Source organism: Treponema paraluiscuniculi Cuniculi A, assembly GCF_000217655.1.
Classification (GTDB): domain Bacteria; phylum Spirochaetota; class Spirochaetia; order Treponematales; family Treponemataceae; genus Treponema; species Treponema pallidum.
Window position 1 is genome coordinate 579,655 of the sequence record NC_015714.1, and the last position, 21,990, is coordinate 601,644.

Genomic DNA, 21,990 nt, shown 5'->3' on the forward strand with positions numbered 1-21,990 from the left:
CAGCTTTTTGCTGCCGCGTGCCGCTGCACGGACTGCAGTGGTAGCGTCTTTCTTTTATACTCAGCACTGTGCATATGGTAACGGACGGCGCTTCCCCAAGAAGTGGGGTGTCGCTCATCATCGGCAGACCTTCCTCAGGTAAGTCAACCTTTCTCAATGCCGTGTGCGGGTACAAGGTGTCCATAGTTTCCCCTATACCTCAGACAACCCGTAACACGGTGCGCGGCATCGTAAATATAGAATCCGACCAAATTGTCTTTATGGACACCCCGGGGTATCACCGGTCTGACAGAAAATTTAATCTGCGCCTGCAGTCCCTTGTGCACAGTAACGTAAAGGATGCTGATGTGCTGTTGTACCTAGTAGACGCTACCCGTCAATTTGGAGAAGAAGAAGCAGCCATCTGTGCATTGCTTGCCCCGTATCAAAAAACGCGCGTATTGCTTGCCTTCAATAAAGTGGATGTCCTTCACAATTCGACCTCGTGCGACGAGCATGCCTTTTTACACAGGCAAGGCAGCGTGCTGCGGGCCGGCAGCCTGGGACGAGCGCTACACGCCGCACTCCCCCACCTCCCTGCTGATCGGGTATTTACAATATCTGCCCTGCACCAGGTTGGGCTCGATGCCCTCATGCGCACGCTGAGAGATCTCTTGCCAGAAGCGGCGCCTCTGTACCCTCAGGATTGCTACACGGATCAGACCATCGCCTTTCGCGTCACTGAGCTCATCCGAGAACAGGCAATCGCACGCTGCCGGGACGAACTGCCGCACGCACTATACGCCGGAGTGGAAGACATGGAGCTGCGCCGCGGCAAGCGGGAACTGTGGTGCCGCGCGTTTCTTGCAGTAGAACGGGAAAGTCAAAAGGCAGTGCTCGTGGGGAAGAAAGGTGCGGTTATTCGCGCCATACGGCTAGATGCCATCCGCGCGCTACGCACACTCCTCCCCTACCATATTTCCCTTGATATACGAGTGAAGGTAGACCGCAGCTGGAGACAACGCGACCACACACTCAGCTCCCTTCTGTACTAGGATGACCGGTGCCCAAATGAGGAATTCGCCGCAGGGGCGGGCCGCTCAAGGCGTATAGTTACTGAAGGTTCGTCACACACAGCCGGAGGTCCATAATACTGTATCGCCCCCGGATACACGTAGCTTGTTTTTAAGGCCCAACTCGCACGCCGACGAGAGAACACCCGAAACGGCATGCCCTCCAGGTCAACCAGCGCCTTTTTTATCACCGGCTTTTGACTTCCATGTCGGCGCTCCATGTTCATGAGCATAGTAAGCGGCACGCCACCTACTGCCCACTCAGCTACAGAAGACGTCAAGTTACGCACCGACGCTACGTACCCTGTAAACCTGTGCACGGCCAGAAGACACGCGGTCAAACCGAGCGTATAGCAATAATCTGCATCAAAGTTGGACGGAAAAGCGCATCGCCCTTCGTAACCAAAAAAATGAGCAATGCTGGAAAAAACACCGGTGTACGTACCTTCCTGCTTCATCTGCGCTAAGCTCTCCGTTACCTGGAGAATGAGCAAACGCTCTGTGTCAATGCGCGACACCTGCACATTCCCATGTGGATCCCGATCTGCCAAAAGCTGTGTGGAAATTTCAGCAGGTAATGCGTTAAACACCGCACGAGCAGAAGCAGACAACGCCTGCTCTATCCAAACGCGCTGCGCGTCAGGAGTGTCCAGCGCCTCAAATTCCTGCGCGCGGCGTGCCATCACCTCGTTGAGCTCCGTAATTAGAGCCTTCATTTCAGGTATAAATTCGATAAGTCCTTCTGGAACTAACACTATACCAAAGTTCTCACCGTGTTGTGCGCGCGTGGCGATGGTGTCACACAACGACTGCACGATCTGTGCGAGCGTTAACGATTGCGCCGCTACTTCTTCCGAAATGAGACAGACATTTGGCTGTGTTTTCAGCGCGCACTCAAGCGCAATATGACTGGCCGAACGCCCCATGAGCTTAATAAAATGCCAGTACTTGCGGGCACTGCACGCATCGCGCGCAATGTTCCCGATGAGTTCACTGTATGTTTTTGTGGCAGTGTCAAAACCAAACGAGGTTTCTATCGCCTCATTTTTCAAGTCTCCGTCAATGGTTTTGGGAACACCGATAACCTTGGTAGAAATACCACTGTTTACGAAGTGTTCTGCCAAAAGGGCAGCGTTCGTGTTGGAGTCATCACCTCCTACAACTACGAGTGCATCAAGCGCCATACGCGTGACTGTCTGCGCCGCGGCGGTAAACTGGGACTCACTTTCAATTTTGGTGCGTCCTGAACCAATGAGGTCAAAGCCACCTGTGTTGCGGTACGCATCTACACGGTCTGCGCATATCTCGATATGATCGCCAGAAAGCACGCCCGCAGGACCGCCTAGAAAACCGATAAGGACAGAGTCAGCGTGCCATCGTTTTAATCCGTCGAAAAGCCCTGCTATAACGTTATGACCACCTGGTGCCTGACCCCCTGAGAGTACTATGGCAACACGTAATCCTCGCGGCTCAGGTGCAGTCTCCATGGGGGAATCTTCGTTTTTCTCACTAGCATTAACGAAGTTCACCAGCGGCTGACCGTAGGTCCGCGCAAAAAGAGAGCGCAACGCGTCATGGTCTGCCACCGCAGTGGTGGATAGGCCGCGACGCGCACAAACGCGCCGAAAGTCCCCCCGAAGAAGATCGGGGACCTTTGGCAGGTAGCGATGCCGTTCCTGTTGCAAGAGAGAAATACTCATCGATGATTACTCCTTCATATACGAAAAATAGCACACCGCACCGCCGCACCCCCATAACTCACTCTGCAGCAGGCGCGACCGCGTGTGGATGCGCAATACTCAACGCAAGAATAGCACGTTTAAGAACCGTCGCTTCTTCTTCATACAGTGAACGCCCCACACTGCACAACGCAGCGCTCTCCTGTGCGATCACCTCCGCCGCCATTTTCCTGTCGTATCCCATCTGTACAAGAGCAGTTACTAGATCCTCAATTTCCCTCGCATGGGGAGCACACCCAAGATTGCTCGAATGTGCAGCACGATCATCTGTCTGACTCTGGGCACAAGAAGCCGCGTCGGTTAGCGCGAGCGTACCTTTCAGCGCTAAGAGCATGCGCTGTGCAGTCTTTTTTCCAATGCCTGGTATGCGCTGGAGTGCACATAAATCTTCTGTATCAAGCGCTGCACACAAAGCCTGACTGCTAATACTCGAAAGAACTTTGAGCGCCTGCTTTGGACCAATACCTTCTACCTTTGTAAGACTGAGAAAGAGCGTGCGCTCTTGTACATTCGAAAAACCAAAGAGGCGAAGCGCATCTTCACGGTGATACAACCAGGTAAAGACTTTAACGTGTGATCCAACCTCACCGAACGCAGCACTACTGTATGCGGACACTGCAATTTCCCATTCAATACCATGCACCTCAACACAGAGGCGCTCGCGCTCATGGAGCGTCAAGATACCGCTGATGCTTTCGAACATTATCTCCTCTTTATGTGTGGCGCACTGAAGCGAACACTACGCTACCATGACAATTGCACAAAGACCGGATCGTGATCAGAAACGCGTTCCCGAGCAGGCTGCTCTGCGTTAATATGCAGTATATCAGCAGTCTCCGTGCGCGCTCCTACAGACAGGATATTATCCAGTGTTTGCGAGTAACCGCGGTGCACATAGGTATATCGCTCCGTCTCCGGCAAGAGATCCAACGCACTGCGCATCCCCACTGCGGTGAATTTTTGAATAACATCAGAAAACCAAAAATCATTGAAATCTCCCGCCACCACCACCGGAAGATCTGCACGCTCGCGACGTAGCGCAGCAACAAAAGCGGCAACCTGCGCCGCCTGCTGTATACGCTTGCGTTTGGAGTGTTCCTGTGCAGGTTGCGTGCTACCCCAAACGGGGTCAGCCCCTCGCTTTGAAGAAAAGTGATTCGTTACCACAACAAAATCTTTCCCCTTATTCACCCCTGATACAAACTGAAAATGTGCCACCAAAGATTTACGTGTGTTTTGAAAACTTTCTTGCCCTACTCCGATGCGCGCAGGATTTTTTACCATCTGTCTTCCCCCGCGCACCATTTGGGCAACCGAATGAAATGTTCCTGTTCCTGCGCTTCCTGTCTGGTCCTGCACCAGCTGCACACGATCGGTACGGTACAAATAACAACAGCGAATATTTCCTCCCGGTTGTCCGCCATCGGCATCCAACGATTGCACGCCCGCAGGAGCATTATCCTGCGGATCGATATTCACCGCTTTATACCGAACGGCGCTGAACTCTGCCATTGCACGTACCAGTAAATCCAACGTGTGCTGTGCGCTCGTACAGTGATGATGTTTTTTTGCGCCATCGTCATCCTGTATCTCAACAAGACAAATAACGTCCGGCGCCTTAAGATCATTCACAAAGTGCTTCGCAAAGACGCGCGCACGCGCTGAGTCTGCTTTATTCCCTGCAGAAAAATTCTCCACATTATAACTCGCTATATTCAAAAATCGTGCGTTGAACTGTATGGTCGAAACTTCAGGACTAAAACCTGAGCGTCTCAAAGGGGGAAGCGGCTCAGCAAGTTCTAATTGGTAACTAGAAGACGAATACCCCATGATCCCCACCACCGTCCCTTCAAAGGAATCACCAGGCAGAGGAGGGGCGCTTTTGAATACTTCAGGAAGGCTGTCAAACATACGTCGGGGACAAAAGGCAAGGACAGGATGTATATGGGTTTGCTCATACACGTATCCTCCGTGCATATTCAAACGTGTAGAAGGGGTATCCCCCGGTAGGAGGTAATACGTAGAGCGATACGCAACAGCAGGAACGGTGGGATTCACCATCTGAACCCGCATCCCTTCCACACTTTCATAAAAATCAATAGTCTCTGCATCCGGTGCGAGGTCTGCAAGGTTGCTGACAAACACCGGCTGAGACACCCGCGCATACGAAATCAACACCGGTTCAGGCAATTCCCTGCCATGTGCTAGCACTCGCACATCCTGCGCGCGCTTGATAACAAGCTGGGTGACGCTCAGATCCCGAGCATTGCCTTTTGAGATATACTCGCTGACAGTACCGAGCACCGCCACGTAGTCACCCACGCGCAAACTATCAGGGAAAGCCTTACCACAATACACAAAAATGCCGTCAGACGTTTTAGGATTGCCATCCCCATGCGGATCTTGAAAATAAAAACCAATAGGGCGTTTACCCGAACGTGCAATAGCAGTTACCACGCCACGCACATCACGCACGTGTTTACCCTCATAGGCAGAACGGTGTCCTTCCCCTTGGATCGCACCGATTGAGTGGGGAACAGACGCCGCACTGCACCATGATCCTGTCCCCACTATCCAAAAGATGACCCCCACACACGCTCCCGCTACTTTACCGCTCATAGGACACTCCTCACGCGCAGTGTATCAGCGCAGGTAATTTTGCACAGTACGGTAGTTTTCTTTGGTGACAACTTTGTAGGGGATCCACACACACTGCTTTTCTGCCGTACCGAATACTGCCGCGCGTCCTGCCAATCCGTTTCCTGCGTGCGTAAACGCAGTGCTGTCTTCAGCGGGGATCGATGGGACAGAATCACCCATAAGTGCAAACAAAAGATTTAAAATAGCCTTCCCCTGACTGGAGACATCGTTAAGGACGGTGCCGAGCATCAGATCCTCTTCAATAGCTTTCAAAGCAGACGCAGTAGCATCGATACCCACAACCGGCACACGCTTATTTTCTTTAAAAAAACCTGCACTCTGCAACGCTTCAATGGCGCCGAGCGCTGCGTCATCGTCATTCGCAAATACTGCCTCAATGCGATCTCCGTGTGTGTGAATAAGCGTGTGCATCGCAGCCTGTCCTTTCACCCGACTGTCAAGCGCAAAAGCCTCCCCGATTATCTCACCCTTTAATCCGATTTCTCTCAGCGCCTGACACACATACCGCGCACAGCGAGCACCGCTTTTATGATCAGGATCCCCTTTGAGCACTACGCATTGGATAATACCGTCGGCGTTCTTATCTGCACTTGGTGTACGTTCCAGATATTGCGCAACCAGTCTGCTTTGCGGCAAACCAAGCTCGTCGTCCTTGACGCCTACGTAATAGGCGCGTGCATACCGGTTCAAATCAGAAAGGTCAGGCATACGATTGAAGAATACTAGCGGAATGCGCGCCTGCTGTGCCTTTTCGATAACCGTGCGCGCAGCACGATGGTCTACAAGATTTACCGCAAGACCGTGCACGCCGCGCGCAATAAATTGATCGATGTGCTTGTTCTGAATACTCTGCGATGCCTGACTATCCACGATGAGGATTCGAGCATGTTTTTTGCCAACCGTAGAGATTATGTGACGCAGGCGCGCCACGAGCGTGTTGTCATACTGATATACGACTACTCCGATAGTCGGCCTTTCGCTGCGCTTGCACGCGCCCGCACCAAGTGCACACAAGAGGAATATAGAAATTAGAAAAAGGATGGATTATCCAGTGCTGCCACCAATCGCATGAACGTGTCTATGTACCCGGCCTTGCGCCGTTTAGCGTACACGTCTGCGACAATCGCCTCACTTGCCTCAATCATGTATATGTTTTGGATTTCTATTACGTCGTACGTGCTAAAGCCATGCTCATCTGCAAAATTACCAGGAACCAGTGACTCCACACGGTAGGTGTTGCGCGTGCCGGTGCGCGCCAAGTGCATCCCAAAAAGGGGCAAGAAGGCTCGGTACGATAAGTCGTACTTATACAGGATCCGGGCAGGATGTTCCGGCCGTACTCCTAACTGGCAGTACCATTCATCCTGCTCATAGGCGGCCAGATCATGCAGTTTGCTCTTGTCCCGCAATCGGTACCCTGCAAGACGGACGATAGTTTCGGGCACGTATTTTTCCAACTCTGCCTGTAAGTCAGCTACACAAGAAACGGATGCATCATTGACCGTGGTAATAATTGCCCCTTCTGGTATTCCTGCGTACGAGAGAGGACTGCCAGGAATAACGTACGAAGAAAGCACACCGCCGACGCCAGCATTTTTCCACACACGGTGTGTTTCACCAAACGCACCAAGCCACGGATGCGTCACCAATCCCCCGCGGTACAAGCTTGGCAGCACCTGCTTGAGCAATTCTACAGGAATGGCAAAATTAAGCCCTGCATGCTGCTCCACACCTGCAAACGCTACTGCCTGAACGCACCCTTCCTCGTCGATAACTGGACCGCCTGAATTCCCTCGATTAATGGATGCGTCTATCTGCAGCACTCCCCCACCGACTGAAAGCAGTTTGCGCTTTTTCGCAGACACGATGCCAGAAGTAAGCGTTCGTTCAAGCCCAGCAGGCGATCCTATCGCGTAGATTTTACTCCCCACGTCCAAATTCTTTGAGGAACCTAAGCCAAACACCACCTCAGGAGTAATTTCTGTTTTTAGCAATGCAAGATCTGCAAGCGCATCCCACCCGACAACGCGCACCGGAACTTTCACGGTGTTGTCTGAGGGGAGCTTGATGTACGCACGCGAATACCCTTCGTACGCAGGATCTACCTCGCTTCTGATAACGTGGTAGTTAGTGACGATATAGCCCCTCTTGTCGATGAAAAAACCTGACCCAATAACTCGATCTGCAAACCCGCGTCCGTGCTCTACGCGGATTCCTCGATCTACCAAAATGGTGACCGTCCCCTTTATCATGGCTGCCGGACTCCGCGCAGCAGAAGTTCCGGCGCGCTTTTCTTGCGCCGCAACCAATACGTGCGCACCCTCCTTTTTCCACTGTTCAATTTGCGCACGATGCAGCGATCGCTCCGTCCAGTCCTTCAGCGGAATGCGAAGTGCCGAGAGGGAACGAAAAAACACAAGTGCCTCCGACCACTTCTGTTTCTCCACCGAATGGTGAAACGCCTCTTTGACGCGCGCAAGCGCCTGGGCATACAGCTGATCCACCTTCTGATGTGCTGGGGCATTTCTTTTGAGCGCAATTGCACACATAAGCGCCCGCAGAGGACGCGCGCGCAGTTCCTCTTTTGCACACGCAACCTGTGCATCGAGGTATTCTTTTCCCGTACGGTCGACGCGCACATCCGCCCTTTCGTCGAAGACACGACAACCGGAAAGGACACCCAGCACCCCGCCGAGCGCAACGTTCAGCCATGCACTTCGCAGACAAAGGGAAGCGGTTTTCACCGCACGGAGCCTGCAGCAAAAGGTCGGACAGCACCGGGCGACACCGCGCCGGATGCACCCGCTGAACCAACGGAAGAAGTAGCCGCCGCACAAACAGCCCTGCAGGTACTCACCTTGGGCAGAGCAGAGGAAGACACCCGAGAAGCGACAGGCGCGCCGCCCGTGCGCAGCGCCTGCTCCACAGCAGCGATAACACAGTCTGGGGTGGAAGCCCCTGCACTGATGCCCACCGCACTGAAGGCATAGATATCGGGGGGAATATCTTCTACACGCTCCACCAGCCACGTAGGCAGCGACGTTTCGCGCGCGGTGTGGAGTAGACGCTGAGTATTTGCCGAGTGTGCGCCGCCGATCACCAGGAGCGCTTCCACCGTGGGCGCAAGAGCACGCAGCGCCGCCTGTCTGCGCGCAGTTGCCGCGCAGATAGTACGCGCTACCGTCAATTCCCGCACACGGGTACGCGCCGCAGCGGCGATCGCGTCGTATTCACCCTGTGTAATGGTAGTTTGGGCAAGGAGCGCTGCACGCGCTAAACACGGCAACGCGGCAGCCTCACGCGCGTTTTGCACCACAAAGCACTGCACCTGTGGCAGCATGCCGTCTGGTGCGCCGCCCGGCAAGTGGCTGCACGCCTGCGCAGCTCCCGCGCGCACATACCCCTCGATGCCAACGATTTCCCCATGATTGCGGTCCCCGGCGAGAATAACGTGCAGTCCCTGCGCGGCAAAACCCTGAGCACGCCGCTGACTTTCCTTAACTCGCGGGCAGGTGGCGTCCACCACCTGCGCTCCGGAACGCTCGAGGGCCTCATACACCTCAGGTGCCACGCCATGCGCTCTAATCACCACGGTACGCTCCGTCTTTTCTTCCGCTGCATGCGGCGCTGCGCCCGGTGCCGCAGGAGCGTGCAGCGCAAAAGATAGATGAGCAGGATCCAGACACTCAATGCCATGCGCGCGCAAACGGGCGAGCGTCACGGGATTGTGGACGAGTGGACCGAGCGTGTAGACGCTCCCGCGGTGGTGGGCGCGGGCGTGCTCTGCCATGCGCACCGCCATACGCACCCCGCCGCAGTAGCCGAGGGTGTGGGCGCGCGTGATAACCTTAATGCAATTGACCTTTCTCATATCACTCACTGGGGCACTAAACCGGACGAAAATTGGCGCGCCGAGTGTACCAAAGGCACCCAGGTCATGCAAGGGCGCGGCGTGGTGGTGAGTTCTTCTTCTTTTATTTTGAAAAAGACACGTTGCTTTTCCTGCGCGAATGCGTCAGAATGGCGTGGTCCCTATGATATCGTGTTCGGTGCGCAAGAGCCCGGCTCTGGGAGCCTCAGGTCGGCGCTGCGCCGCGTTTCTTGCCTTTGCGCTCTTACCGGTCCTGTCGAGCGGCCTTGGTGTGCAGGTGGCAGTGGCCGCACGCGGTGGTGGAAGCCACCCCGGCAGGGAAAGCTTTCTCCAGTTCCTCATTCCATCTGGCGGTCGCTACGAATACCTCGGGGTGAGCTTTACAGCGCTGGCAGATGACGCCAGCTTCTTTGAAGCCAACCCTGCCGGCAGCGCCGGGCTCAGCCGCGGGGAAGTTGCTCTGTTCCACCACTCGCAGATCCAGGACTCACACACCGAGACGGTTTCGTTTGCGCGACGTACGCAGAACACCGGCTACGGCGCCTCCGTGCGCGCCTTCTCTTCTGAGTCAGATCTCAAGTCCTTCTGTGGAGGCAAAGGTGGAGGCAAAGGTGGAGGCAAAGGTGGAGGCAAAGGTGGAGGCAAAGGTGGAGGCAAACAGGGAGCAGGCTTCGTAGCAATAGCCAATGCGTCTCACACCTTCTGTGGCCAGTATCGCTTTAAGGGCGTAAGCTTTGGCTGCAATTTCAAGATGGGATTCCGCAAGGGCAATACCAACAAACATGTGACCGTCGCGGGTGACTTGGGCCTGCGCGCTGCCTTTTCTGTGGCAAAGAACTTTGGCTCAAATGAGCCGAACATGCACGTGGGGTTGGTGCTCAAAAATGCTGGGATCTCGGTAAAGATAGAAGATAACAAAGTCGAATCACTCGATCCGGCCGTTTCCGTCGGCTTTGCCTACCGGCCGGTGTATGCGTTTTTGTTAAGTCTCGGGCTGCAGCAAACCCTCAACAAAATGGAGCCGCCGGTGTGCAGTGTTGGGTTCATGCTTTTTTGTACCCATCGCGTTACCCTCCTCGCCTCTGCTGCGTGTAAAGGAACGGGCTACGCCCTCTCAGGCGGCGCAGAAATCCGCATTGGCTCCTTCCACCTCGACATGGGCTACCGGTACGACCGGATTTTCCAAGTCACCCTCCCACACCACGTGTCAGTAGGGCTGAAGTGGCTCATACCCAACGGCGGAACCCAGGCGGATCAGGCCCTCTTGGTCAAAGAGTCCTATCTAGTGGGGCTGCGCTTTTATGACCAGCGGCGCTACCAAGAAGCAATTACTGCGTGGCAGCTGACGCTGCGCCAGGATCCGGGCTTTGAACCGGCTGCTGAAGGCATCGAGCACGCACGACGCTTTTTAAAACTACACGAAAAGCTTTCTCTCTTTGATATTCTCAACTAGCCTGCCGTGGCGCACCCCTGCTTTGCTCCACGCCGCGCTCCAGCGCGCGCAGGAGCGTTTCTCACCCTGTGGCTCCGGGAACACGCGCGCTCTTTACGTTCCCCGCACACATGCGCTACACTCCCCGCCACCGTCGCAGGGAGGGCCCCGTGTTACAGGACCTATCCGCAAATGCCCGTAAGGTACTGCTCGAGCTCGGTCAGACCGTTGCGCGTGAAGCTCGCGCCTCGCTCCTTCAGCCAGAGCACATTCTGCTCGCCCTCATTCAGCACAAAGTAGGCCGCGGCTACAAGCTCATCGAAAAACTCATCGAAGATGTCGCTACCGTCCGCCTCATCCTCGAGCAACACGTCCTTACCAATGAGGGAGACGTCGCCAGTCCCCAGGACCTGCCCGTCTCAGGACGCGTCAAACACTTGCTCGACATCGCAGCAATGGAAGCGCGCTCCCTGCGGTGCGCTTACATCGGTACCGAACACCTCGTTATCGCCTTTGCCCGAGAGGAGCAAAATCCTCTCTTCCAAAGCCTCATCCGAGAAGGACTCTCGCTCGATGACCTGCGAAACGCGAGCATTATATCCTCACCTCATTCTGATACCACCCGCACCCGGCTCGAGCGGAAAGTTGCAAGCGTCCTTGACGAATACGGCACCGACCTTACCGAACGCGCGCGCGCCGGCGCCCTCAATCCGGTCATCGGACGAAACAAAGAAATTACCCGCGTCATTCAAATCCTGTGCCGGAGAGGAAAAAATAACCCGGTGCTCATCGGAGAACCAGGTGTCGGGAAAACTTCCATCGTTGAGGGGCTCGCGTACGCCATCGTTCGGGAGGAGGTCCCGCACATCCTGCTGCACACCCGCGTCGTTTCCCTAGACCTTGCCGCCGTCATAGCAGGAACAAAGTACCGCGGCCAGTTTGAGGAGCGGCTCAAACGCATTATTAAGGAGGTGGAAGAAGCTGAAAAAGTCATCCTTTTCATCGATGAGCTGCACACACTCATCGGAGCAGGAGGCACGCAGGGGTCTTTGGACGCCGCCAACATGCTCAAGCCGGCCCTTGCACGCGGACAAATCCAGTGCATTGGGGCAACAACCCTGGCAGAGTATCGCCGTTACTTTGAAAAAGACGCAGCTCTCACCCGCCGATTCCGATCGGTGCTCGTGCGTGAACCGAGCTTTGAAGAAACCTGCACTATTTTACGCAAAATAAAATCACACTACGAACGACATCACCAGGTGATATACCAAAGCGATGCGCTTGAAAAAATTGTTGAGCTTTCACGGCGCTACATCCCTGAGCGGTTCTTTCCAGATAAGGCAATTGATCTTATGGATGAAGTAGGAGCCATGAAACGGGTACAACAGCGCGCAGATACGCAGGTATTGCGTTCCTTTTCCATAAGAGTTGCTAATCTTACCACAGATACTGAGCGCGCCATTGCGCTTGAAGATTGGGCGCGCGCGCGTTCTTTACACACCGATGTAGTGCAGCTGCGCAGACGGCTCCACGCGCTGAAGGTAGAGTGGAGCGCGCGCGAAGCGCTGTCTATCTTTGCAGAAGATGTTGCACAGGCTGTCTCTCTCATGACCGATATCCCGGTACATTCGCTCGAAGGGGACGAGCTGTGCCGCTTTACCAATATCGAACGGGATCTTTGTGCCACCGTGCGTGGGCAGCGCGAGGCCATTGCAACGCTCGCGCGCGCCATCGTACGCGCGCGTGTCGGCATCTCTTCAGACACGCGCCCAATTGGCTCCTTCCTGTTTCTTGGACCGACCGGTGTAGGCAAAACGCTTTTGGCAAAGACACTCGCGGAATTTCTTTTCGGTTCAGCAGACGCGCTCATCCGCATTGACATGAGCGACTACATGGAACGCTACAACACCTCACGCCTCATGGGAGCACCGCCTGGATACGTGGGATTTGAAAATGGCGGTCTACTTACCGAGCGCGTACGGCACCGCCCTTTTTCTGTCATCCTTCTGGATGAAATTGAAAAGGCGCATCCAGATGTCTTCAATGTTCTCCTCCAGGTGTTAGAAGAAGGAGAGCTGCAAGACAACCTGGGGCACACGGTGAACTTCCGCAACACTATCATCATCATGACCAGCAATGCAGGCACACGCGGCCTGGGGGAAAACGTTCCTGGCTTTCAAACCGCACGCGCGCGAAACATCGAGTACCGTCAGCTGCGCGTACAGGCCCTCCGGGAAATAAAACGCATCTTCTCTCCGGAGTTTCTCAATCGCGTTGACGAGTGCGTAGTGTTTGCTCCGCTTGAGCGAGAGACCCTGCAGGAAATTTTAGAATGCGAACTGAAAAAGCTCGCAGAACGCCTACGCGGTAAAGATATTGTGCTGCGCTACAGCGCGGCTGCAAAGGCCTACTGTCTTGAACACGGCTTTGACCCATTCTTGGGCGCACGCCCCCTGCGCCGCGTATTGCAGCAAGAAATTGAAAATGAGCTTGCGCTGCGCATGATTCACGGAACGTTGCGCGCAGGATCGTGCGTGCACATAGACTCAGACGGCGTGCGCCTCCACCTTTCTACCGAAAAAAGTTACCTGACGCTGCATCCCCAAGAAATATAACTAATCAGTCACACGCGCCCGCATCTCCCGTACCTGCAGGTCACTTTCCCACACAGAGCTTCTCAAACAGCGCATCTAGGATATCTTCGCTGTGCACTTCCCCAGTAAGCGCCCCACAATGATAGAGCGCCTCTTCCAGATCATGCACCACTGCATCCAACCCGAACCCACGTGCATACGCCTCCTGTGCATGCTCCAACGCCTGCACTGCAGCGTCTACCAACACGTACTGGCGTTCTGAGCCAAGAGAAAGCTCCTCGTACGGCACCTGACCGCCGTGCAGCAGGTGGAGTGTCTGTGCACGGAGCGCGTCCAACCCCGCGTGAGTCTTTGCGCTTACACACACGAATGCGCGCGGCGCACGATCCCTCACCTCCTCGTTCTTTCCGCCTGCTAAACACTGCTCCCCCGCCCCGCGCTCGTCCTGACTGCGTGCACACGACAATACCGGTGCCGATACAAACGACTGCACTGCCTGACACACCTGTGTGCGCTCAGACATAGACATCAAATCGTGATGGGTAACTACCACTACCAAGGGTACTGCACAGTCCGAAAGAAAAGCGCAATCTGCAGCCTGCACACCTGCACGTCCATTAATAATGTAAAAAACGCAATCTGCTCCCTGCAAGAGTTGCTCGCTGCGTACCACTCCCTGTGCCTCAATAGGATTGTCAGTTACTCGTAAGCCTGCCGTATCACACAGACGCACTGGAATGCCCGATAGATCAAGGTCTGCTTCGAGCCAATCGCGCGTTGTACCCGGAACGGACGAAACGATGGCACGATCCTGTCCTAAAAGAGCGTTGAAAAGAGATGATTTACCCGCATTTGGACAACCGCCGAGCACGATGCGCACTCCCGTTCGCTGCAGCGCACGCTCCTGCCAGCAGGCACGGAGCCTGCGCAGACGTTCTACCAACGGTTCAAGTTCACGCATATCAACATCGTGCACACGCGTTTCTTCATCTTCCGGATACTCAATTTCCCCCTGAAGCGTAGCTGAAAACGCAAGCAACGCACGGGTAAGCGCTGCTATCTCCTTCTGAAGCGCACCTGAAAGGTGCAACACCGCTTGCTGCTGCGCCGCACACGTGCGTGCATCAACCAGTGACTGAATCGCCTCAATACGCGTCAAATCCCTTTTACCATGAAAGAATGAACGAAAACTAAATTCACCTCGCTGGGCGGCACGAAACCCCTGCGCAAGACAGAGCCGATACACAGCCTGTACGGTACGCACGCCCCCATGACAAATAATTTCTACCGCATGTTCTCCCGTAAAACTGTGCGGTGCGCGGTACACCAGCAGTACTACCTCATCCACCCGTGTCTTTCCGTCCAAAATCCATCCGTGGAGAAACGTATGCGCACGTGCGCGCATCAGAGCCTGCGCACGAGAAAAAAAGGACGCAACACGCTCAATGGAGCTGCTCCCACTCGTGCGGACAATACCTAACGCGGCAGGACTGAGCGCCGTGGCAATGGCGACGATGTCATCGTCGAGCGCATACTCATGTGCGCGCATCAGCTACCGTTCCCTTACGGCCGTGGGCGCAGGTGCGTGAAAAGACAAGCCGCCTGCAAGTCCCACACGGAGAAAAAGCAGCGGCACCACTCCCGTACTCAGGGAAGCTCCTATACCATAACGCACAAAACGCAACAGGCGTGCATACTCAGCGGGCGCACCCGAGAACAGTGCATGAAGCGCAGAAGACACCACACTACAGAACACACACCCTACGCAAAAGCGCACCACCTTCTGGGTGAAAGACCCCCCAGCAGCATGAAACCCCACGCCGCCTGCAGGCGTCCTGCGCGTAACCCAACGATCAAAGATAAAGAGGTGCCCTGCTCCTAACCCGCAGAATGCACCACACATCGACACATCCGCCCCACCGACAGCTAGCAAGAGTGCTATGCACACCACGGCAGAAAAGCGCAACCCCGCCAGACTGCGTCCTGAGACCTCCTGTACGCGCGTAAAGAACACAACCCCACGCCTGAGCGCGCGCCGCATACCGAGAACCAGCGCGCCAAAAAGTACTGCGTTTAACCAACCAAGAAGCACATCAATAGGATAGTGCACGCCCAAATACACACGAGAAATCCCAATGACTCCTACAAATAGCACGCCCGCCACGCTCGTCCACGCGGTGTGCGCCAGCGGGGTACGCTCCTGTCCATAAGACGACGGGTTCTCCCGATCCCCTACCTGCCTATCGGTTCCACAACCTGGCGCACAAAAGCAGGGAACAGGAGTCTTCGCAGACGGATAGCTACGCGCGAGCAACACAAACAAAGCACTCGCCTGTGCATGCCCGGAGGGCGTAGAAAAACCATCGTGGAACACAAGTTTCACCGATGGGTCACGCACAAAGGGCCGCGGAACACGCAACAGCCCCTTCAGGGCGTAATTGAGCCCCTCGCTACATGCCAATGCGTAGGCAATGGCTAAACCCTTTCGGTACTCTACGCACCACAGCACCCAGAGCGAACACAGGGCGATACCCTTCCCTCCAAAGAAGGTAAAAAGAACAACTGCGTGTGTTATCACAGGGTGCGCAGCCTGCTGCACCGCGTGTATGACGGACAAGTTCCAGAATATAAATTCTTCCATAGTGTCCTATCCTCACTTTGACACGCGCGTCTGCATCGATCCGCGCTCCGTCCTGTGCGGCAGATCCTCAAGCCAATAAACTCTATCCGGAGCGCGCTCCTGCACAAAAATGGCGCTGTAGCGCCCTGAATGCTGCACACGTACGCTGCCAGGAAAATACTGCGTGTGCAAAAACCACACAAGATCGCACATATCGTCGCGCGAATGCGAAACCGAGTAACGGTAGTAGAGCGTTGCATCGGTAAGCAGCGCTCTGCGCGCTGGATCTGCTGTCTCATGCGGGTCAACTGCTGCGCGTACATTTCCCCGCAATCCCCCATACCACGCGTGCGCCGCAGTCAGGAGATTAAGCGCGCGCGCTTCATCCATGTAGTACAACTCGTACACACCTGACACTGCAGGTACCGCAGTAGAAATGCGATACTTGTCCACCTGGGTGAGTGCCGACCACGTTAGCACGTACAGAACCTGCTGCGGGGTTCCCTCAGGAACCCCAACGGGCGCAGGTCTCAGTTGCTTAGTGATCAACGGCTCCAAGGACTGCATGTAACGCAAACTCCGTGACAATACAAAACTGGGAAAAGAGAGAAGCACCCGCCAAGACACGCGCAGGCCGAACGAAGGCGCCGATCAGAATCGAACTGATGCATAAAGGTTTTGCAGACCTCTCCCTTACCACTTGGGCACGGCGCCGAGGACCCCTCAGGCTAACAAAAAAAGACGCAATCGTTCAAGGGTAAACCAACCGATACTCCAGGCACGCTGTGACCTTGCGCAAAGGGGATTACCATGGAAAAACAGTCACCCGCACAAACTATCTCGCTCTTCGTGCTCCTCGCGCTCATGTTTGTACTCGTGTGCATGCTGTTCGTACCCTACCTAACGGTGCTTCTCTGGTCGAGCATCCTTGCTATCCTGCTTTCACCGTGTTATCGCGCACTGTGTGCAAGAATAGATATGCACGCTTTTACGCGTACTCGACATCTCGTTTCTCACATGAATGGAGAGGATGGATGTACCGCGGCGATTACCCGAGCGACGCGCTTTCAAAAAAAGATGCTCGCAGCGGTATTTTCACTTGTGATTACCCTTCTGGTGACCACTGTATTTTTTTTCATTGCAATTAGTTTGTTTGGACAGGGAAAGCTCTTGTTTGACAAACTTTCGCTCTTCTTCAGGGAATACGATCTATTTGAAGGTGCAAAGCAACGGAGCTTTACCGCGCTTATTTTTAAACTTTCCCGAGGAACGGTTGATATCTCTACCCTCAATGTGGAGGAGCATCTGCTACGGTTCTTCGGCAAGCATGTAGAATCGGTGTTTGTGTATACACAAATTTTTGTCAAAAACATCGCTCGCGCAGCCCTTTCCACGTTGTTCTTTAGTTTTACCCTATACTTTTTCTTTCTCGATGGGGAACATTTGTCCTGTCTGCTCATTGCTGCACTACCCTTGAGGAAGCGCGCAAGCGCACAGTTGTTAGAAAAATGCAAAGAGGCAACGCGTCATTTATTCAAAGGTCTATTCTCCATTGCTTTTTATCAGACCTGCGTTGCATTTGTGTTCTACGGAATCTTCCGCGTGGAAGGACCGATGGCTTTAGCAATGCTCACCTTCTTCGCCTCATTCTTACCACTGGTCGGCTGCGCCTGCGTGTGGCTCCCAGTGGGAATTAGCATTGGATTTACGAGCGGGTGGATGCGCGGCACCCTTTTCTTGTTTGTCGCTGGAAGTTCAATCACTATCATCGACAGTTTCTTGCGCCCGTTGTTGCTGCAAAATAAAATGCGCATCCATCCATTGCTTATTTTTTTCTCTATGCTCGGTGGGGTGCAGACGTTCGGCTTTAACGGTATGGTGCTCGGTCCTATTTTGGTTATCCTGCTGTTCACGGTTATCGACTTGACGCACGACGGGGAGTCTCACTACACGTCTATTTTCCACGACCCCCCTGCTGCAGGTGTGCACGCGCAGTCGATACACAGACAAGGAAAAAAATAGGGATATCTTGCTGCTCGGCGCCCTTTTTATTACCATGCGGCCCATGACGCGCGCGTGTATATTCGATCTTGATGGAACGCTAACGAATACGCTGGAGACCATTGCCTACTTCGTCAATATGCAGGCTGCCCATTACCATTTACCCCCAATTCCCTCTGAAAAGTTTGCGCTGTTTTTAGGAGATGGTTCGCGCGCACTGATTCAGCGCGTGCTTGCTCATTACGGCGCTGCAGCTCAGACTATTTCTGAGGATGAATTTTTACAGCGCTACTGCCTCGCGTATGAGGCAGACTTTCTCCAACGCTGTACTGTATATCCGGGGGTTCCTGAGATGCTTGTGGAGTTGAAGCGACGCCGCATAGAACTCGCCATTCTCTCCAACAAGCCACATTCTATCGCGCAGAAGGTAGCGTCTGCTTTTTTTGGGGACAATGTTTTCTCAGTGGTGCTTGGCCAACGCGAAGGCGTACCCGTAAAACCAGATCCTGCTGGGCTTTTTGAGATCCTGCGTACCCTAAACGTGGAGACGGCGGAGGCGCTTTTCGTCGGAGACACCGCCGTGGATATACGCACCGCGTCCGCAGCGCAAGTGCGCAGCGTGGGAGTGCTCTGGGGCTTTCGAGACGCGACAGAGCTATCCCAGGCGCAAGCCCACGTGCTTATCAGGACGCCCGCCGAGTTACTCCAGCACCTTTCTTTCTAGACTCGCGGGTACAAACTCAGACGGAGCGCACGACGCTTCCGGATCCCTGCAGGGCACGAGCCGCTACTTCTCTTCACGCCCAACGCAGTTCGCCCGCAGGGGTATAGCGAAGTCCACGCAGCATCAGTGCCAGGGCGCCATCCCCAGTGATGTTACACGCAGTCCCAAAACTGTCTTGCAAAGCAAATATCGCAATGAGCAAACCGGTTCCTGTGGTATCAAAGTGCAACACATCAAGCACCAGCCCGAGCGACGCAAGCACCGTACCCCCTGGAACCCCCGGCGCACCTACGGCAAAAATGCCGAACAAACAGGAGAACAGCACCATATCTGCAAGAGAGGGCATGGACCCGTACAACATCTGCGCTATCGTTAGACAAAAAAAGGTCTCCGTCAGAACAGACCCGCACAGATGTGTGGTTGCACCCAGCGGGATCGCAAAATCCACAATTTCCGCAGGCAGTGCCCGTGACTTGTGCGCACATTGTAACGAAACCGGCAGTGTTGCTGCACTCGACATCGTGCCCAGCGCAGTTGCATACGCCGCTCCATAATGACGAAGTACCTCGAACGGATTTTTGCGTGACAGTATCCACCCCACCAGGTACAACACGCACAGCCACAGGAGATGACCCACAATGACGACCGCTACCACTTTGGCAAAAAGCGGCAGCTGACGAGTTAAACTCCCGCTGTACGCAAGTTCTGCGAAGGTAGCCGCCACAAAAAAGGGAAGCAGCGGCACCAACACTCGGCTAATAGCTTCACCCATCATGCGACGAAATTCATACAGCACCTGCTCCACCGCACGTGCTTTTACCCAGAGGGCAGACAGCCCCACCAAGAGAGCAAAAGCAAGTGCAGTGACCACGGGCATAAGAGACGGAATCTCAAGGGTAAAGATAACCTTAGGGATTGTACGCAAACCCTCTACCGTGCGCGGGATCCGAAGATACGGGATAACAACACGCCCCATCGCGGTGGCAAAAAGGGAAGCACCCACCGAAGAGAGATAGGAAAGTACCAGAAACGAGCCTAGCATCCTACCGGCACTCGCTTTCAGACTCAGGACAGTAGGGGCAATAAAACCGAAAATAACTAGGGGAATAACAAAAAAAACAACCCCGCCGATAAGCGTTTTCCCCGTGTGGACAATGGCCATGACCGACTCATTAACGCACAGCCCGAGCGCAACGCCACAGACCATCCCCCCACTGAGCTTTGCAAGCAGCCAAAACCCCGCACTCCCGGCCATAGCGCCCTCCTCCGCACACGCGCCGGAAGTATACCAAAAAGACTATCCTCTGATAACAGGTCAGCGGTCTTTTTATGTCATAGAACCAACCTCGAAGGCGAGGCAAAACAGATCGAACCCGCACCTCCCAAGAACTATGCAGGAAAGACGCACCGACGGGTTGCATGCCGGGGCGGAGCGCACCCCTATGCAACAACCCAGCTTACTCCCACTACGGTTCACTCAAAGAATGTTCTCGAACTCCTCCCTCACCGACTGCGGCCATACACTGGCCTGAACTTCACCAATATGCTTCCTTTGTAGGAGCAGCATCGCCAAACGGGATTGACCGATGCCACCTCCGATGGATTGAGGAAGACGACCATTGATCAGATCCTGGTGCCAGCTGCACGCCAGACTATCCTCATCGCCAGTAAGAGCCAGCTGCGTGCGAAGCGCACTCTCATCTACCCGTATCCCCATCGAAGACACTTCAAACGCACGCCCCAACACTGGATTCCACACCAAAATATCGCCGTTCAGACCCTTGTATTCCCCTTCGGAAGGCGTCGTCCAGTCATCGTAATCTGGAGCGCGCACATCGTGCGGCTTGCCGTCAGAAAGCACACCACCGATCCCAATCAGGAACACCGCACCATGCTCTTTGCAAATAGCATCCTCACGCCCCTTGCTGTCTAAATGCGGATAACGCCGCACCAGCTCCTCGCTCTGTACAAATACAATATCCGCAGGCAAAAACGCCCGTAGGCCGAACTTCTCACTTACCAACACCTCCGACTCCCGAAGAGCACCGTAGACCTTACGCACCGTGTCCTTCAGATACGCAAGATTTCTCGACCCTACCGGTACTACCTTCTCCCAATCCCACTGATCCACACACACAGAGCGCACCTGATCCAAGGAGTCTTCATCCGGACGGAGCGCGATCATGTGTACAAACAAGCCCTCATTATCCTGAAAGCCGTAGCGGGCAAGCGTGTGGCGCTTCCACTTTGCTAACGAGTGCACAACCTCAAAGGCAGTACCCGGGATCTGCTTCACGGAGACGGAAACCGCCTTCTCCCGACCTGAAAGACCATCTTGGATCCCGTCACCCACCTGGCTCAGAAGAGGTCCCTGAACTTCTATGAGTCCCAGGTGCTCCATCAGCTTTTGGGTAAATGTGTGCTTGGCAAAGCTGATCCCCTGCTGTTGCAAAATAAATGATTTTTCCATAGTTAACGCCAACCTTTTACCTTATTGAGTAAACTGTGCACGCATTATTTAATAGGGTGGCGGTGTGGTGCAATACTCAAGTAATCTGACAGCAGGGAGGTGGTGTGAAAAAACGAATGTGGCGCGCGGTGCGGACCCTGCTTATCATCTGTGCGGGGGGAACCGGAGCGCTGTGGGCGCATCCGCACGTTTTTATCCGCACGAAAGTAACCTTTCAGTGGCAGAAGGGGGTGCTTCAACGCGCGCATATTACCTGGGAGTTTGATCCGTTTTTCAGCGCCGATATCATTAGCGGATACGACACCAATAAAGACGGGCTGTTTGACAAAAAAGAAACACAGCAGGTGTTTGAAAATGCCTTCATCCATACCAAACACTACTCTTTTTTTACCTTCATCCGTTCCGGGGAGCCGCACGCGCGACATACTCGCTCTCAAGCAGCACGTACAAGTCCCCAGTCAGTGCAGCATTTCTCGGTCAGTCAGAAAGACGGTACGCTGTCTTATCACTTCTCCATTGACCTTTCTAGCTACCAGCATGCTAAGTCCGCACCCCCAGGAACCCGGCGAACACTGTATCTTGCACTCTATGACCACTCATTTTTCTGCGACTTTCGTTATGCAGAACACGACACCGTACGCTTTGTGTGCGATAAGGCGCGCGTGCAGCCTTCCTATGAAATTGTTGAAAACCGAACCGCTCCTGTGTACTACGACCCCTTCGATAGCATAGAAAGCACTCCCCAATACGAACACTGGCGTCCCGGTCTGCATACCTACTACCCAAAAGAGATTCTCCTGCGCTACACTGCCCCCTAAGGTCCTTT

General features: G+C 54.4%; 17 protein-coding genes and 1 tRNA gene. 6 read left to right on the forward strand and 12 right to left on the reverse strand.

From position 1 onward, the window contains the following. Nucleotides 1-74: 74 nt before the first annotated feature. Nucleotides 75-1,034, forward strand: a complete 960-nt coding sequence (gene era / locus TPCCA_RS02650) for a GTPase Era (protein WP_010881988.1) — start codon at nucleotides 75-77, stop codon at nucleotides 1,032-1,034. Here the strand turns inward: era and TPCCA_RS02655 are convergent. Genes TPCCA_RS02655 through ispH form a run of 6 tightly spaced genes read right to left on the reverse strand, consistent with a single transcriptional unit; the run spans nucleotide 1,031 to nucleotide 9,323 of the window. After that, nucleotides 1,031-2,752 carry a diphosphate--fructose-6-phosphate 1-phosphotransferase gene (locus TPCCA_RS02655; RefSeq protein WP_013945180.1) on the reverse strand — a complete coding sequence of 574 codons (1,722 nt, stop codon included), beginning with the start codon at nucleotides 2,750-2,752 and terminating at the stop codon, nucleotides 1,031-1,033. The two genes, era and TPCCA_RS02655, sit on opposite strands and share 4 nt — an antisense overlap. A gap of 58 nt (nucleotides 2,753-2,810) precedes the next feature. Beyond that, nucleotides 2,811-3,494, reverse strand: coding sequence for a Holliday junction branch migration protein RuvA (gene ruvA, locus TPCCA_RS02660; protein WP_013945181.1), 684 nt, complete (start codon nucleotides 3,492-3,494; stop codon nucleotides 2,811-2,813). A gap of 41 nt (nucleotides 3,495-3,535) precedes the next feature. Continuing rightward, a complete protein-coding gene (locus TPCCA_RS02665; protein ID WP_013945182.1) occupies nucleotides 3,536-5,410 on the reverse strand; it encodes an endonuclease/exonuclease/phosphatase family protein in 1,875 nt (624 codons plus the stop codon). Between the two features lie 24 nt (nucleotides 5,411-5,434). Further along, nucleotides 5,435-6,466, reverse strand: coding sequence for a galactose ABC transporter substrate-binding protein (locus TPCCA_RS02670; RefSeq protein ID WP_013945183.1), 1,032 nt, complete (start codon nucleotides 6,464-6,466; stop codon nucleotides 5,435-5,437). A gap of 14 nt (nucleotides 6,467-6,480) precedes the next feature. Then, nucleotides 6,481-8,196, reverse strand: coding sequence for a S1C family serine protease (locus TPCCA_RS02675; protein ID WP_013945184.1), 1,716 nt, complete (start codon nucleotides 8,194-8,196; stop codon nucleotides 6,481-6,483). Continuing rightward, nucleotides 8,193-9,323 carry a 4-hydroxy-3-methylbut-2-enyl diphosphate reductase gene (gene ispH, locus TPCCA_RS02680; protein ID WP_013945185.1) on the reverse strand — a complete coding sequence of 377 codons (1,131 nt, stop codon included), beginning with the start codon at nucleotides 9,321-9,323 and terminating at the stop codon, nucleotides 8,193-8,195. The genes TPCCA_RS02675 and ispH overlap by 4 nt, the downstream gene beginning before the upstream one ends. Before the next feature lie 163 nt (nucleotides 9,324-9,486). Between ispH and TPCCA_RS02685 the strand changes: the two genes are divergently transcribed. Together TPCCA_RS02685 and TPCCA_RS02690 are read left to right on the forward strand one after the other, a co-directional pair. Further along, complete coding sequence (locus TPCCA_RS02685) at nucleotides 9,487-10,776, forward strand: UPF0164 family protein (protein ID WP_245522076.1); 1,290 nt, start codon at nucleotides 9,487-9,489, stop codon at nucleotides 10,774-10,776. A gap of 149 nt (nucleotides 10,777-10,925) precedes the next feature. After that, complete coding sequence (locus TPCCA_RS02690) at nucleotides 10,926-13,370, forward strand: ATP-dependent Clp protease ATP-binding subunit (protein WP_013945188.1); 2,445 nt, start codon at nucleotides 10,926-10,928, stop codon at nucleotides 13,368-13,370. A gap of 40 nt (nucleotides 13,371-13,410) precedes the next feature. Here TPCCA_RS02690 and mnmE read toward each other — a convergent pair whose 3' ends face one another. The 4 genes from mnmE to TPCCA_RS02710 all read right to left on the reverse strand — a co-directional run bounded on the left by mnmE (nucleotide 13,411) and on the right by TPCCA_RS02710 (nucleotide 16,683). After that, nucleotides 13,411-14,898, reverse strand: a complete 1,488-nt coding sequence (mnmE, locus tag TPCCA_RS02695; RefSeq protein ID WP_013945189.1) for a tRNA uridine-5-carboxymethylaminomethyl(34) synthesis GTPase MnmE — start codon at nucleotides 14,896-14,898, stop codon at nucleotides 13,411-13,413. A 3-nt stretch (nucleotides 14,899-14,901) separates the two neighbouring features. After that, the gene (locus TPCCA_RS02700) at nucleotides 14,902-15,990 is read right to left on the reverse strand and encodes a phosphatase PAP2 family protein (RefSeq protein ID WP_013945190.1); all 1,089 of its coding nucleotides are present in this window, start codon (nucleotides 15,988-15,990) and stop codon (nucleotides 14,902-14,904) included. A 12-nt stretch (nucleotides 15,991-16,002) separates the two neighbouring features. Further along, the gene (locus TPCCA_RS02705) at nucleotides 16,003-16,536 is read right to left on the reverse strand and encodes a hypothetical protein (protein WP_010881999.1); all 534 of its coding nucleotides are present in this window, start codon (nucleotides 16,534-16,536) and stop codon (nucleotides 16,003-16,005) included. A 75-nt stretch (nucleotides 16,537-16,611) separates the two neighbouring features. Beyond that, nucleotides 16,612-16,683: transfer RNA gene (locus TPCCA_RS02710), tRNA-Cys, on the reverse strand. Nucleotides 16,684-16,779: 96 nt separating this feature from the next. On the opposite strand from TPCCA_RS02710, the gene TPCCA_RS02715 reads away from it, so the two are divergent. Further along, the gene (locus tag TPCCA_RS02715; RefSeq protein ID WP_010882000.1) at nucleotides 16,780-17,991 is read left to right on the forward strand and encodes an AI-2E family transporter; all 1,212 of its coding nucleotides are present in this window, start codon (nucleotides 16,780-16,782) and stop codon (nucleotides 17,989-17,991) included. A gap of 34 nt (nucleotides 17,992-18,025) precedes the next feature. Next, entirely contained in the window at nucleotides 18,026-18,694 is a 669-nt protein-coding gene (locus TPCCA_RS02720) for an HAD family hydrolase (protein WP_320341452.1), read from the forward strand. A gap of 73 nt (nucleotides 18,695-18,767) precedes the next feature. Here TPCCA_RS02720 and TPCCA_RS02725 read toward each other — a convergent pair whose 3' ends face one another. Next, nucleotides 18,768-19,949, reverse strand: coding sequence for a dicarboxylate/amino acid:cation symporter (locus tag TPCCA_RS02725; protein WP_013945192.1), 1,182 nt, complete (start codon nucleotides 19,947-19,949; stop codon nucleotides 18,768-18,770). Between the two features lie 222 nt (nucleotides 19,950-20,171). Beyond that, on the reverse strand, nucleotides 20,172-21,164 hold the full coding sequence (gene asnA, locus TPCCA_RS02730) for an aspartate--ammonia ligase (RefSeq protein ID WP_041609995.1): 993 nt from the start codon (nucleotides 21,162-21,164) through the stop codon (nucleotides 20,172-20,174). 104 nt (nucleotides 21,165-21,268) lie between these two features. Here asnA and TPCCA_RS02735 point away from each other — a divergent pair, with 104 nt between their 5' ends. Further along, the gene (locus TPCCA_RS02735) at nucleotides 21,269-21,982 is read left to right on the forward strand and encodes a DUF1007 family protein (RefSeq protein ID WP_013945194.1); all 714 of its coding nucleotides are present in this window, start codon (nucleotides 21,269-21,271) and stop codon (nucleotides 21,980-21,982) included. The last annotated feature ends 8 nt before the right edge of the window (nucleotides 21,983-21,990 follow it).